We start from the raw sequence: 13,443 nt of genomic DNA on the forward strand, positions 1-13,443 counted from the left end.
GCATTGAGTCAACGTGCAATGGTAGCGAAGGGTAAGCGAATCCGCGATGGGTAGCCTGTCTCTCCGACCAATGAAACATCTCTTGCGTTCATGAAAGCAGCGATCGTAGCTCAACTCGCCCCGCCAACAACCCTTGCTTTTCTAAAATCAGCAATCACGTTTCGAAGAACAGTATCCGTAATCTGCACGAGCGTGGAGGCTTAATGAGGATGTCAGGCTTGAATGACCGTGGGCATGCGAGAGCAACCGGCCGAAAGGGGCATGCGGCCAAGAAAATATTGTTGGAAAAGCACTTATCCCCCTCCCGCCGACGGGCTTCTTATCCTTCATTTGTGCAAAGACGTTGGCAATGCAAACGATGGCCCCGCCCAAGCCCGCTGCCTTAGGCCCGAGGCTCATCGAGATTTCAGGGAGTGAAAGGTTTTGCAAAGAAGTGAAGTTGAGTCGCGCAGCGCCTTGCTCAGGTCAAGTCGGTAGCTGACCTTTCTAAGCCAATGCTTACGCGGGATGAGGTTTTAAAAAGCGTGTTCTATTGAGTTTTTGTTTTCTCAATAGTTCGCCTCAGAACCAATTTGGGAAATTTCCCGGAGCTGGAGGAATCGACTCAAAAGCCCGGGTCAGTTGGCTTCCATAGCTTTTAATGCATTTCACAGTTGGTCAATGAGACAGGGCATGTTCACGTGGTTACAACCGGCCAATAGCTGCCGCTCGCGGCTGACAGCTATTGGTGAGAATCGACCCTGAGATCAGCAATGAAGCTACGCACCTTCCTTAGTGAGCTGATCTATGATCGCCAGAGTCTCCGGAGACTTAAAGTCGAGTAGTTCAATGGGGCGCTTAACTCTCATCAGCGCGGCTGGCCTGCCATGCATAGGCTTACCTTTTTTGACTTCCATTCGGCCATGCTCAAGTAGAACACTTTTAACTTGAGGCCAGTGTTCATCACGCAGCATGAATGATCCCTCGTCATCGTCTCCATCTCGGAGGTAGCAATATCTTACCGATCTACGAGCAACTTTCTCTAATAGATAAACCGCAGGATGCTCTCTGAGTTTTCCTATGTCCGTATCAGCAAAGTGATTACGAATGAACGCTTCAATTTCACTTGGTTCTCTTTCGGTGCGCGGATTCTCACCTCGAATCTCTAGCGCGTCCAGGCTCGGTACGCTGCTGCCGAACATAGTGAATTCATTAACTACAAGAGTTCCAATTTTGACTTTCTCAAAATTCACATTGGAAACATCGCTGCCACAAATGTCTAGTCGACTTATCGTGACATCTTGAAGTGCACCGCTTGGAGAGCCGCCCGCGAAAGTTGCATCATTTACTACAAGGTAATCGATTCGGTCAGTAAGGCCCATGGCAAAGCTCAGTAATACCATCGCCCCTCCGTTTGATGCTAGACCATCGTTGGATGAATCTCCGTTGATTGTCGCATATAGATAGTCCATTGCTATTTTTGCTGTTTGTTCTGCTCGCGTGAAAACCTCCGCGAACACTTCTAGATGCTCCGCACTTAGAATGGTTCTGCGAAGCACGCTAGGGATGGATTTTTTGGCTAATTGCGCTACTAACGCGTTCCCTAGGAAATAATATTGTACCTCTGTATGAGGGAATTTCCTTTTGTCCTTAACGTCAGAGGTCTCTAGGAGGGAAATGCTGCCGGCCTTGTGAGTAAGTTTTCGGCGAGAGTTATCATCCAGTAATTCGCCAAAACAATAGTCTGTCAGAAAAGCTAGGTGGTCTATTTCAATTAAATTATTCTCCCTTGTGGCCATTTCTAAAGCGACCTCTTCAAAGAGAGTGTTCAGGTTTGGTGCAATATCCTCACTGTTCAAATTGCCGAAAGTTTTTGAAAGTATTTTGGATTCACGCTCAATAAGATTGTTTACTAGGAATGAGCGGAAGCCTTCCGAGTTCACGCTTGACCATCCACCGGCATCCCTTAACACACTAAGAAAAAAGGGGCGTAAGGCGTAGCTGTTACTCGAGAATATATCAGCTGTTATTTCTTGGCCTAGGTCGGTAGGTTTCCACTTAGAGTTCGATAGGTACTTAACTGCGGTTTCAATTGTTGCAAGTTTTATGTGTGCAAGCTTTAGATCAATAGCGCCTTTGTTTTCGGTGCTAATGCGAGATATCAGTTCCTGCTCATCGAGAAAAGTGTCTCGCGCAGCAAGTATGACCTTGCCAGAATTACCAATTTCTTCAATGAAATCCTTTAGAGCACGCCACGAGTCCTCATACCCATCAGCATCCACGAGTTCGTCAAATCCATCAATTGCTGCAATCAACAATCCGTGCCTAACAAGCATAGGTACGTGTGCCCCCGTGAAGGAGGCTCCCATGTCTTGAGTTGTGGCTGCAAGTACGTCCTTGAAGTTAGATAGCCGGCGCCCGCTACTAGATATGATGATTACTGGAGGGCTAAGATTATCTGAGAGGAACTTATTGTATTGTGCTTTTGCTAATTCAGTAATTTGGAAGGTTTTGCCTACTCCCGCCGGGCCGTCTAGCAAAACCAAAGTCACCTTGCCATCTGTGATTTTTATATTGCTGTCAAGGTCTTTTGCAAGTATGTCGTTTCCGCCATAGCTTATTTCTGACTCTATTACTGGTTTCTCTTTTGTTTGGGAAAAGAATCTTTTTTGAGTTTCTGCGAATCTTTTTATGTCCGAAAATTCACTTGATGCAATAAGTGTTTTAATATCTTTGTATTCGGCTTTTTTATGCTTTGCCGAGATTCTGCCTGTTTCTACGTCTAGGTCGAAAGTTAGCTCTCTGCCGTTTCGGATTAATATGATTCTTTTCTTTCCGGCCACAGGCTTTTGAGCGATCTCAGTAAACGGGTCGCAGAATAATTTAATGTCTTCGATTGCTTGTGCTATGCTCATTTCAAATCCTATGAATTATTCCGTTTGTACTTAAATGCTTATTGTCGTGGTCACGTGTGATCCGAAATACGTATGTCGGTAACCCCCACGCCTCAGCAACAAATACACCTGGCAAAAGATCATCATCATCACCTACTACTATGGCCAAGGTGGTAGGTTTTTCGTTTCTTCTGAAACTGCCACTTTCAGAGCGACAGAAGCTTAGGAGATCGGAAACTAAAGCGGTGTCCACCATTTTCTGGCTTGAAGATCCAGGGTTGCTTCGATCCGGCCGCAAAGTATCAAAAATAGGACTTCGTGCTCCTCTGCATATTAGCTCATTGCCAAATTCAATATCGGGTAGATAGGAAATCCCGTTTCTGGATACGGCTTTTAATTGAGTTCTAAGTTGATCCCAAACAACCTTGTCCGCAGAAGGTGTCTTACCTCTATGCCAGCCATGATAGATTCTAGACTTTAATATCTTAATGGGTGATTTCGGTTCAATTTCTGCTAATTTGCTTATTATTCTGTCTTGCAATTCTGTGAATGCTTGTTGAGTGCAGGAAAGTCTCATAGGCAGTGGCATGTCACTGTTCGGCCTTATTCGCGTCACTCTAGAGGCCGAGTCCCAGTCAATGAATAAATTTGCTGTTATCACTCGTCTACGTCCTTGATTTCGTGAAAATATTTAGAGTGAAGTCAGATCGCAAAATTTGCATTTCTGGATTCAAAATATGGCCAAACGCTATCAAATCCACAGACAACAGTCTATGGGAAGGCTCTCCAAAAAGCCGAACGGGCCTGAGATTGAGCTTGGAGCCTACTCAGACCGCTAGCAGCCATTGAGAACACCGAGCAAAAACTATTCGTTTTCCAGGTTTCGTAGTCGTGCCAGGCCCTGGTTGATAAACCCCGCGTTCTCCCCAATTCGCTCAAGTGCAACGCGGGCATTCTCTCCAACGATCTCGTTTCCTTGCTGCTCCACTAACAGTACCAATTCCATCAACGCAGCTTCGAGGCCCAGTTGATTTTCATACATTTTTTCAAGGATGACGGTAAGGGAATATTCGCTGGCCATGCATTCGACTCCATTCGGAAAGCGGGAAGCATAGCAGGGCGCCGAGGGGGCTGATTCCAGTTCAATGCTGGGAAAAAGGTAATTTAGGTAAGCCGATGCGGGAAATGGGCTGTAGCCCTTACAGGTCGTGGCTTTGCCGTATTACCTTCGAAGGTAATATTTGGTAAGGCTGGAGGTAATATTTCGCCAAGTAGCTGATTTTATTGGGTTTGATAGACAGCTGAAATTACTACCCCTAAAGGTAATTTTCTAACCTTTTCCTTACCCTATTATTACCTTTGTGAGTCACCTGTAACTCGCTGTATTTATTAGGTTTTTTCTGAAACTAAAGAGGACATTACCAATATTACCTTTTCCCCATGGGTCAACCAAAAAAACGGGGTCAAGCACAGACGGTGACGTTGGCTAGCCTTCCATGCGCTTGGAGTAACGCGCACGAAGTCGCCTGCTGCCACGATGAACAGTGCCCGGATTGGACCCGAAAACCGATGCTTAAAATTTGCTACAGCCGTCGGCAGAAGAAATGTAAGGAAGAGGGGGGGGAGACAAAACTGGTACGCAGCTGGTACGCGGTTCTGCGGGGAGGGGTTTGGGCCTTTATTTGTGGGAGCTAGGAGAGAGGTCAGTCCGATCCATCATCGGGGCGACGGAGAAGCGGCGGGAGAGTGGGGCGGGTTGTAGAGGCATTGGGGGGATCTGGATCAGAGGGGTGAAGGTTGGGGAAGTTTATCAGGATTGGGATAGGACGGAGGCTTACAAGTCGTTAATACGTGCCCTTGCTCGCGGATGAGGCGAGACGGATCGACCAAATCATCATTGGATGATTGCGTAGTGGAGCGTGGGAGGTGGATCGAAACGTCGTTATCAGCTTGGGAAGCTCATAGTTACTCTGTTGGGAATTTACCTGATTGATCTTCCCACCTTTCGGTACATTCGAAGGGGACTAAAGAGTTTGTAAACTTCGCCGCAAATAATTTCCATCGAATATCCCAAGTTGGTATTTCGGCAGTGTTTGCAAGGTGAGCTTGAGGTCCGCCAAATGAACTAATGATCTCAAGGTGTGTTTCGTCGGAGAACTGGACGTAGGGCATATGTTGTTAGCTCCTTCAGGTGTGTGCTAGTTGGTGTGTTAAGTCGGGGTTATGAGTGTTACGATTTTATATGTGCATGCTAATAAACTGGCGAAAGAGATAGTTAGTGGGGCGATATAGTCTACTGCGCTTTTTGAAAGTGTCAGTGTGCGAATTAATGTGCTGATCAGTATTTTGATTTTTTGATATTTAGTAAGTTTGAAAATAAGGTTCTTATGTTCCACTGTGGAGCTGCTCGTTTTCGTGGTTTCAGTTCTCTGGTGTTTTATTGTAATGACGCCAGTGCCGCAATTTTCTTCAAGCGCGTCTATTGTGACCTTGAATTTAAGTGGGGTCGTTCGGAGGTATTTGTCATTCAAGCCCAGTGGGGGAAGGCGCGATGTGATGCATGAAGGTTTTTTATCTTTCTTCAGATAAATGCTTATTTGCTTGTTCAATAAGTTGTAAGCTGCCTTTATGCGTAAATTCGTAATCCCTGTTTTCATTTTTTTTCGGTCCTCAGTGACTTGGTCTGAGAAAACGTATCGTAGAAAAAAATATATGAGGAGGATCGATAAGCAAAGCCATGTTTTCAGCTGGCTGATTTCGCGAATTTCGATGAGGCCGAGGATTGAGCCTGATGTTTTTAATGAAAAGTCAAATAAAATTGTGGAGATGATAACGGCGCCGATAAGCATGACGTTGCGGCGTAATTTGTCTGAGCTGTCGTCCAATTTGGTATTTCCTTTTTTTAATGTCCTATTTTGATGATGTACTTTGTTTTTTACATGTTGTGGCAGTTAGTAGATACGTCCCCGTTGTTGTATGTTTTTCTCATTTTGTCTTATTAGGCTTGCTGAATGATGGTGAGGGAGAGTTGCGGCGGTTTTACCTACTCCTCCTCTCCGAGCTCTGCATTGGTGTTCTCAACCTCGTTGCCTTCCTCCTCGCCAGCTATGCCTGGCTCATCCTGCTCATGCGCAGGTTTTGCGATGATTTCCAGCGCTACAGGAATGTCCAGTTGCTCTGTTCGATCCACCGCAGCCTGCAGACTGACTTTACTGAAAAAAGGAAGATCCAGATCGCCGTTTCTATAGGGTTTGCGCATCACACCATACACAACGGTGTAATCAGCCCGAGCCACGCGACCATTGATGGCAGGCAACAGCGCCAAGGCCGGCCTTCTGCGAGTACTCACGACTCTGCGTAACTTCTTGCGGAAATCCGCGTCACTGACCAGCGCTTCAGCACTGACGACGCCTTGCGACCATAAATGGCTGATAGGGCCTGACGAATGTCCGTCCTTCAAATGAATGAACTGCCTGGCATTTGACAGGAAGTCACACGGCTCAATGTTTGCGTACCGGACCCCTTGAGGATTGATCTTCACCTGATCCAGGCACAGCAGGTCAGCCCGACTTTCCTCGAGATGAGCAATGAGCTCTCGCTCATTCCGGCAATGCGTCGGCCCGATAATCGCCACCCTCGGAATGGCTTGGAAACGAGCCTCCACCTGGCGCTTGAAATTGCGCTCGACGCAGTACCATTGTCCCGAGAACAGGACGTAGCTGTTGATGACACCCGCATTTCGGATGCTCGTCTCAAAAGTGAAGCAATGGTAGACACGCCACTGGACTTTGAAGAGCTCTGAGTCAGGCGCCTTGGCTTTGATGTAATGACGGTCCCGGATGTCATCAATGGTGCCGTCGAAGTCGCAGCGATCGAGCTCGGTAACGTAGTCTTCGATCGACAGACTGTGAAAATCAGTCCCGCTGCTGCCGAAACCGTTGTAGTGAAGTAGGCATCCTTCTTGGTAATCCACGATCTCTGGAGGCGCCATATGCAGCTCGCTGTCCCCTCCATCACGCAACGCGTTTAACGCAGCGAACAGTCTGCGATCAAGGGCGTTCAAGGTGCCCCTGTCCCTGACAACCTGCATATTGTCGATCCAAGGAAAGCGCTGCTTGTAGGTGTTGGTGAGATAGACCTGCAGAATCTGTTCGCATTTGCTTAGCAGATCATCAGAAGCCAGCTTGCAGGTGATAGAAAGGCTGTCACGACCAGCAACGAATTTCGCAAAACTTGCGTCGCTAGGGGTGCCCCCAGCAACGCGTGCAAGATCCCTCAGCACATCGACCCCAAAGTCTTGAATATCGCTGTCCTTGCTGGCCTGTACACGCTTCTGGAACGTCACTGCGTCAGGGGTCGCTAGATCAAGAGTGCGCAATCCATCGCGCGGCACCGAGTTCAGCGTGACTTTCAGGCCGAACTGGCGCTCAAACGCTTCATCTTCCAACGCCATGTGGATGTGCCCAAAGCAGATCGCGAAGATCCGATCATGGACTGGCAGAAACAGCACGGCACCGGCGCCGCTAGCGATGAGGTTGTCAGGCTGTGCACCTGCTTGTTCCTCTACGAAGGAAATCCAGCCAGGCCTGCTGGTGAAGATCTGGCCTATCAAAAACTCTGCGCCGTCGATCCCCGTCCAGTCACTACGTATGAGCCGATTGCGCTGCCCTCCCGCTGCGTATTCTTCCTTGAGAGCTTCGTCGGTTCCGAACTCACTACGCAGTAACCGTACGGAAAGCGTCCTAACTTTCTCCGGATTGGGCAAGGTAGCACTCCTGAAGCAAGCTGATCATGGAAGGAGATCTGGTATGCGCCCGAGGCTCATCCTCGGGCCCGTGCACGGGTTAGGCCACCAGTGGGCCAGCATGACTATGGGCCAGAAAACGTATTTTTTCCAGGAGAGGGGTGGATCCGATGCTGCCACCAAACTGATGCGCTGGTTGACGGATTATTGACGATACGAGAGGGGCTATCGGTTTTCAGGAGGATAAGCGGAAAGAGGTGGTTGAGCCTGCAGTTGCTAGGTTTTGTAAGAAAGTACTTCTACATATAAAACGGGCTGCAGGGCAAGGTGATCATAACCGCCCCGACTTTTTGCACAGAATCTACCTAGCCACATCAATTTAAACAGCAAAAGTCTGCGTGTGTTTAAACGAAGCTATCTAATACGCCTTTGGCCCTACACTCCCTTGCGCCACCCCCTACATCTAAGACAGAATCCGCCGGCTTGTGCGTCTAGCTAGCGGGTTCTATCGTTCCTGGGTCACTGAAATCCAGTGATCGGGTTTGGTAGACCCGCAGCACTGATGCATCGCGTCACCTCATGCAGTCGCATTTTTGCGCCTGGATTATGGTGGCCATGCTCAGGGCTTCTTCGGAAGCGCCGGTTCCAGTGCTCCGGTCTACCAACCTGTGTATGGTCACCACCCTTCGTTTGGTAGCGAGAGTGGATGGCTCCCATTTTTTAGTGCTGGAGTTCCATCTATGTTCAAAGTAACGCCCAACCCACCAGAAACCGATCCCGCATCCCCCTACGAATCCCTCAACTCCAAAAAACTCCACGAAGCCGCCGAGCGCGCGCTCGATCACTACCTCCTTCCCGCCGGCCACATCATGGCCAGCGTCAACGAGCCCGAGCGCATGTACCTAGCCAATCCGAAGTACGACTCGGAATCCCTGCTGGCCAATGCCAGTGAGACGCTGAGTTCTGCCTCGGAAATGCTCAACAACTTCGCCGCAGCACTCGACCCCTCACACCGCAAAACCGCGCTGGGCATTGCGCAGGTGGTGATGTTGGGGGAGTTGGCGGTGAATCAGGCGTTGGATAACGTTGAGGTGAAGGCGTAAAGCCTGTCCCGCCATGGGCAGGTGAAGTGCTCGTTCACTGATAATAAAAAGCCGTCACTTCCAGGTGACGGCTTTTTCTTGCAGATCTAGCCAAACTGACTAGCCGACTTAACCGCAGTTTTCGGCTTCCTCAACCGCGTCAGCTGATAAGCAATCGCCAGCCAAACAAACCACCCCGGCATCACCATCAACGCAATCCGCGTATCAGGCCGCAACGCCAGCAACCCCAGCACAAACCCCAAAAACGCCAACGAGAACCAAGCCATCGGCACACCGCCGGGCATCTTGTAAGCCGACTTCGCATGCAGATCCGGACGTTTTTTCCGGTAGGCGATGTAAGACGCAAGAATGGTCGACCAGGTGAAAATCACCAGAATCGCCGACACGGTGGAGACGATGGTGAACGCGGTCATGACTTCCGGCACGATGAACAGCACCAGCACACCCACCAGCATTAACAGCGTGGTGAACGCCAGGCTCAGCAGCGGCACGCTGTTGCTCGACAGTCGCCGGAATATACCCGGAGCGTTGTCTTGATTGGCCAGTCCGAACAGCATGCGGCTCGAGGAGAACACGCCGCTGTTGGCCGATGATGCCGCGGAGGTCAGGACGACGAAGTTGACGATGCCGGCCGCTGCGGGAAATCCAGCGACGAGGAACAGTTCGACGAAGGGACTTTTGACGGGGGAAACCTGTTGCCACGAGGTCACGGCGATAATGCAGGTCAGCGCGAGTACGTAGAACAGGATGATCCGCAGCGGAATCGAGTTGATCGCTTTGGGCAGGGTCTTCTCCGGCGAGCGGGTTTCGGCGGCGGCGGTGCCGATCAGTTCGGTGCCGGCGAAGGAGAAGATCGCCATTTGAAATCCGGCGAAGAAGCCGAACAAGCCGTTGGGGAACGCTGCCTGTTTGTCCACCAGGTGACTCAGGGACGCGGTGACGCCACTGGGCGAGACGAAGGAGCTGGCAATCAGCACGGTGCTGACGCCGATCAGGGTCACGACGGCAATGATCTTGATGATCGCGAACCAGAATTCCACTTCACCGAACAGCCTGACGGTCAGCACGTTGAGGGCGAACAGGGTTGCCAGCATGCCGACGGCGGGTATCCACGCCGGTACGTCGGGGAACCAGTACTGGAAGAATCCGCCGACCACGACGGCGTCGCCGATCACCGCCACGCTCCAGCTCAGCCAGTACGACCAGCCGAGGAAGAATGCCGCGCGCGGGCCGAGGTAGGCGCCGGCGAAGTCGGCGAAGGTTTTGAAGTTGAGGTTGGACAGGAGCATTTCGCCCATGGCGCGCATGACGAAAAACACGAACAGACCGATGATCATGTAGATGAGGATGATCGACGTGCCGGAGAGGGCGATGATCTTCCCGGAGCCCATGAACAGGCCGGTACCGATGGCACCGCCCATGGCCATTAACTGGATGTGACGATTGCTGAGCGTGCGCTGCAGCGCGGGCTGTTCAGACAGCCCGGAAGGGGTCGATTTCATTGCAAAACCTCTTGATTTTATGTTTTTGAGTTTTGGCAGAAAGTAGGTGTCGAGCGTTCTTGTTAGAGGTGCAGCGGCTGATCACAAGGTGAATCGCCCCCTGTGGCTTGGGGGCGGCGGTTAGCGATCAACTGACGGTGCGCAGACGCGAGGCTTTGGCCGGTTGCGGATCGAGCAGTTGGAAGAGGTTTTTGATGTTGGCCGGCGTCGGCACCAAGTGGATGCGCTGGCCGATTTGCTGTGCCTGCGCCAGGTCGTTGAGGTAACGCAGTGAGGAAAAGTCTTCCAGGGCAAAACCCACCGAATCGAACACCGTCACCTGCGCATCGTTTTCGCGTCCGGCCACTTCACCCTGCACAATGCGGAAAAACTCGATCACCGGGGAGTCGGCGTCCAGTTGCTGAATGTCGCCTTCAATGCGCGTTTGCGGTTCGAATTCGACGATGACCCGAGCGGTGCGCAGGATGTCGGCGTGCAGTTCGGTTTTACCCGGGCAGTCACCGCCGACCGCATTGATGTGCATGCCGGGCTCGATCATTTCGGAGGTCAGAATGGTTGCGTAGGCTTTGTCGGCGGTGACCGTGGTGACGATGTCGGCGCCCTTGACCGCGTCCTTCACAGAGCCGGCCAGAATCACGTCAATGTCCGGGAACGCCGCGAGGTTGTGCTTCAACTTGAGGGAGGCGTCGCGATCGATATCGAAGATACGGATTTCGTTGATGCCCAACATTTCGTGAAAGGCCAGCGCCTGAAATTCACTCTGCGCACCGTTGCCGATCAGGGCCATTGAGGTCGCACCCGGGCGAGCCAGCGATTGCGCGACCAGCGCCGAGGTGGCTGCGGTGCGCACGGCGGTGGTCAGGGTCAGTTCGCTGAGCAGCGTCGGATAGCCACTCTGCACATCCGCCAGAAGACCGAAGGCCATGACCGTGAGCAAATTCTGCTGGCCGTTGTTCGGGTGGCCGTTGACGTATTTGAACGAGTACTGCTGGCCGTCGTCGGTGGGCATCAGCTCGATCACGCCGTCTGCCGAGTGATTGGCCGTGCGCGGTGATTTATCAAACTGCGTCCAGCGTGCGTAATCCGCTTCGATATAGCCGGCCATTTCGCGGATGGCGCGGCGAATACCGACTTGAGTGAACAGGCGTGCAGCATCATCGACATCTATAAAAAGCGTCATGTTTTTATTCTCCGATCCAGACATTGAAAGGCTGTAGAGCGCGGGCTGGCTCAGCTGCGTTTGCTCTCGAAACCGTGCAGCACGTTGACGGCATTGATGCCGATCTCATCGACCATGTAGCCGCCCTCCATGACGAACAGGGTCGGGCAGCCGACGTTGGCGATCAGTTCGCCGATGCCGATGAAGTCCTCGCTTTCCAGCAGGAAGTGGCTGATGGGGTCGTCCTTGAACGTGTCGACACCGAGGGAAATCACCAGCACTTCAGGGGTGAATTGCTGGAGTTTTTTGCAGGCGTGGACCAGGGCGTTGCGATAGCTTTCCCAGGTGGTGTTTTTCGGCAGGGGATAGTTGAGGTTGTAACCCTCGCCGACACCCGCGCCGACTTCGTGGCTGTACCCCGAGAAGTACGGATAGGACACCGCCGGTTCGCCGTGCAACGAGACGAACATGACGTCGCTGCGCTGGTAAAAAATGTTCTGGGTGCCGTTGCCGTGGTGGAAGTCGACGTCCAGCACTGCGACACGTTTGGCGCCTTGGGTGATGGCTTGTTGCGCGGCAATGGCGGCGTTATTGAGGTAGCAATAACCGCCCATGTATTCGCGTGCGGCGTGATGGCCGGGCGGGCGGCACAGGGCGAAGGCGCTGTCGTGGCCTTCATCGAGCAGGGCCAGACCAGTGAGGGCAATATCGGCGCTGGTTTTCACCGCTTGCCAGGTCGTCGCGGTGATCGGCGAACCGGCATCCATGGCATAGAAGCCGAGCTTGCCGTCGATGAACGTCGGCACCTCTTCGCCGGCCAGATCGCGCACCGGCCACACCAGCGGCAAGGCGTCGTGCGTGCGACCGGTTGCGCACCATTCGCTCCAGGCACTTTCGAGAAAACTGACGTAGCGCTCGCTGTGCGCGTTGACGTAGCACGAGCGATCAAACGCGCGCGGTTCGACGATCTGCCCGAGGCCGACCTGTTTGACTCGGTTGTGCACGGTGTCGGCGCGACTCGGTTGCTCGAAAGAAGGTTTGAGCACGCCGTCTTTCAATTCGGTGCCGTGGTGCAAACGGTGGGAATCACTGAAAACTGTAAACATTCTGCGCATCCGTTATTGTTAGCCAGTGCAAATATTCTGTTCCGGCTGGGCTGCGCTTTCTTTGCTTTGTGTTCGTGGTTTTGTGGATTAATCGGGCGTTTTTACTCAGGAATGGCGTCATGCAGAAAAAAATATCCAAACGCATCAGCCTCGACGAGACCGACCTGGCGATTCTTGAGTTGTTGCAGGAAGACGCCAGTATTTCCAATGCTGAACTCAGTGAGCGGCTGTCGCTGAGCCTTACGCCGTGCTGGCGGCGGCGCAAGCGCATGGAGGAGGCGGGGGTCATCAAGGGCTATCAGGCCAATCTTGATCGGCGAATGCTCGGGCTGGATATCATGGCGTTCGTGCACATTCGTTTTTCCACCCACGCCGACCACGCACCGGACGCTTTCGAGGCGGTGATTGCGCAATTGCCCGAGGTGTTGGCCTGTCACAAGATCACCGGCGATGCCGACTATGTATTGCAGGTGTTGGCGGAGGATCTTGATAGCTACAGCGATTTCATCGAGCAGGTGCTCCGGCGTCAGGTGGGGATTGCGTCGATCCAGTCCAGCCTGGCGTTGCGCGAGATCAAGACCGGTAGCCGGATTGCGATTCCCAAGCCGGCAAAGGACTGAGCGGACAGGCATCTGGATCAGCATTTTCAGCTCCGTTTTACATCAGTAGCGATGTGCCACAAAGCGTGATGGCAATGCGTCATCATGCAGCTGTAAAAGTTCAACGATTGTACAAAAATATAAAGTTGTACAAGTTTTCGCAAAATTACTAGCATCCCTCCAGACACCTTTGCTGAAACGATAAATCCAGCGTGCAGACCCTCTGTTTGCGACGTGATGGGTTTGTCTGCCGATGCTCGCGTCGGGTTTCTTCTCGACGCTTCGACAGCATCTGCATTTTGCATTTTCGGGACAGCTGGAGCGTCCCGTATTACGCCTTGGATGACGACCCCCGAA

Annotated in this window: 10 protein-coding genes; 2 read left to right on the forward strand and 8 right to left on the reverse strand. The window is 51.9% G+C overall.

Annotated elements, in window-relative coordinates:
- Positions 1 to 758: 758 nt before the first annotated feature.
- The 5 genes from ACI514_RS05335 to ACI514_RS05355 form a co-directional block, all read right to left on the reverse strand.
- Positions 759 to 2,894 (reverse strand): hypothetical protein, encoded by a 2,136-nt coding sequence (locus tag ACI514_RS05335; protein WP_405123221.1) that lies wholly within the window; start codon positions 2,892 to 2,894, stop codon positions 759 to 761.
- A gap of 1 nt (position 2,895) precedes the next feature.
- Positions 2,896 to 3,462, reverse strand: a complete 567-nt coding sequence (locus ACI514_RS05340; RefSeq protein WP_405123222.1) for a hypothetical protein — start codon at positions 3,460 to 3,462, stop codon at positions 2,896 to 2,898.
- A 276-nt stretch (positions 3,463 to 3,738) separates the two neighbouring features.
- Positions 3,739 to 3,954, reverse strand: a complete 216-nt coding sequence (locus ACI514_RS05345) for a hypothetical protein (protein WP_405123223.1) — start codon at positions 3,952 to 3,954, stop codon at positions 3,739 to 3,741.
- A 1,129-nt stretch (positions 3,955 to 5,083) separates the two neighbouring features.
- The gene (locus ACI514_RS05350) at positions 5,084 to 5,758 is read right to left on the reverse strand and encodes a hypothetical protein (RefSeq protein ID WP_405123224.1); all 675 of its coding nucleotides are present in this window, start codon (positions 5,756 to 5,758) and stop codon (positions 5,084 to 5,086) included.
- A 158-nt stretch (positions 5,759 to 5,916) separates the two neighbouring features.
- Complete coding sequence (locus ACI514_RS05355; RefSeq protein ID WP_405123225.1) at positions 5,917 to 7,638, reverse strand: DUF6119 family protein; 1,722 nt, start codon at positions 7,636 to 7,638, stop codon at positions 5,917 to 5,919.
- 719 nt (positions 7,639 to 8,357) lie between these two features.
- Here ACI514_RS05355 and ACI514_RS05360 point away from each other — a divergent pair.
- Positions 8,358 to 8,720, forward strand: coding sequence for a DUF6124 family protein (locus tag ACI514_RS05360; protein ID WP_095050540.1), 363 nt, complete (start codon positions 8,358 to 8,360; stop codon positions 8,718 to 8,720).
- Between the two features lie 86 nt (positions 8,721 to 8,806).
- Here ACI514_RS05360 and ACI514_RS05365 read toward each other — a convergent pair whose 3' ends face one another.
- The 3 genes from ACI514_RS05365 to ACI514_RS05375 all read right to left on the reverse strand — a co-directional run bounded on the left by ACI514_RS05365 (position 8,807) and on the right by ACI514_RS05375 (position 12,487).
- A complete protein-coding gene (locus tag ACI514_RS05365) occupies positions 8,807 to 10,222 on the reverse strand; it encodes an amino acid permease (RefSeq protein ID WP_405123226.1) in 1,416 nt (471 codons plus the stop codon).
- 127 nt (positions 10,223 to 10,349) lie between these two features.
- On the reverse strand, positions 10,350 to 11,402 hold the full coding sequence (locus ACI514_RS05370) for an ornithine cyclodeaminase (RefSeq protein ID WP_405123227.1): 1,053 nt from the start codon (positions 11,400 to 11,402) through the stop codon (positions 10,350 to 10,352).
- A 50-nt stretch (positions 11,403 to 11,452) separates the two neighbouring features.
- Positions 11,453 to 12,487, reverse strand: coding sequence for a histone deacetylase family protein (locus tag ACI514_RS05375; protein ID WP_405123228.1), 1,035 nt, complete (start codon positions 12,485 to 12,487; stop codon positions 11,453 to 11,455).
- Between the two features lie 119 nt (positions 12,488 to 12,606).
- On the opposite strand from ACI514_RS05375, the gene ACI514_RS05380 reads away from it, so the two are divergent.
- Entirely contained in the window at positions 12,607 to 13,107 is a 501-nt protein-coding gene (locus tag ACI514_RS05380; RefSeq protein WP_405123229.1) for an Lrp/AsnC family transcriptional regulator, read from the forward strand.
- Positions 13,108 to 13,443 lie beyond the last annotated feature (336 nt).

It is taken from the genome of Pseudomonas sp. M20 (genome assembly GCF_045037865.1).
Classification (GTDB): domain Bacteria; phylum Pseudomonadota; class Gammaproteobacteria; order Pseudomonadales; family Pseudomonadaceae; genus Aquipseudomonas.

What these genes read in the sequence shown, in the direction of transcription:
- ACI514_RS05335 (WP_405123221.1), bottom strand. Translation starts at nt 2,894, where the DNA reads ATGAGCATAGCACAAGCAATCGAAGACATTAAATTATTCTGCGACCCG.
- ACI514_RS05340 (WP_405123222.1), bottom strand. Translation starts at nt 3,462, where the DNA reads ATGCCACTGCCTATGAGACTTTCCTGCACTCAACAAGCATTCACAGAA.
- ACI514_RS05345 (WP_405123223.1), bottom strand. Translation starts at nt 3,954, where the DNA reads ATGGCCAGCGAATATTCCCTTACCGTCATCCTTGAAAAAATGTATGAA.
- ACI514_RS05360 (WP_095050540.1), top strand. Translation starts at nt 8,358, where the DNA reads ATGTTCAAAGTAACGCCCAACCCACCAGAAACCGATCCCGCATCCCCC.
- ACI514_RS05365 (WP_405123226.1), bottom strand. Translation starts at nt 10,222, where the DNA reads ATGAAATCGACCCCTTCCGGGCTGTCTGAACAGCCCGCGCTGCAGCGC.
- ACI514_RS05370 (WP_405123227.1), bottom strand. Translation starts at nt 11,402, where the DNA reads ATGACGCTTTTTATAGATGTCGATGATGCTGCACGCCTGTTCACTCAA.
- ACI514_RS05375 (WP_405123228.1), bottom strand. Translation starts at nt 12,487, where the DNA reads ATGTTTACAGTTTTCAGTGATTCCCACCGTTTGCACCACGGCACCGAA.
- ACI514_RS05380 (WP_405123229.1), top strand. Translation starts at nt 12,607, where the DNA reads ATGCAGAAAAAAATATCCAAACGCATCAGCCTCGACGAGACCGACCTG.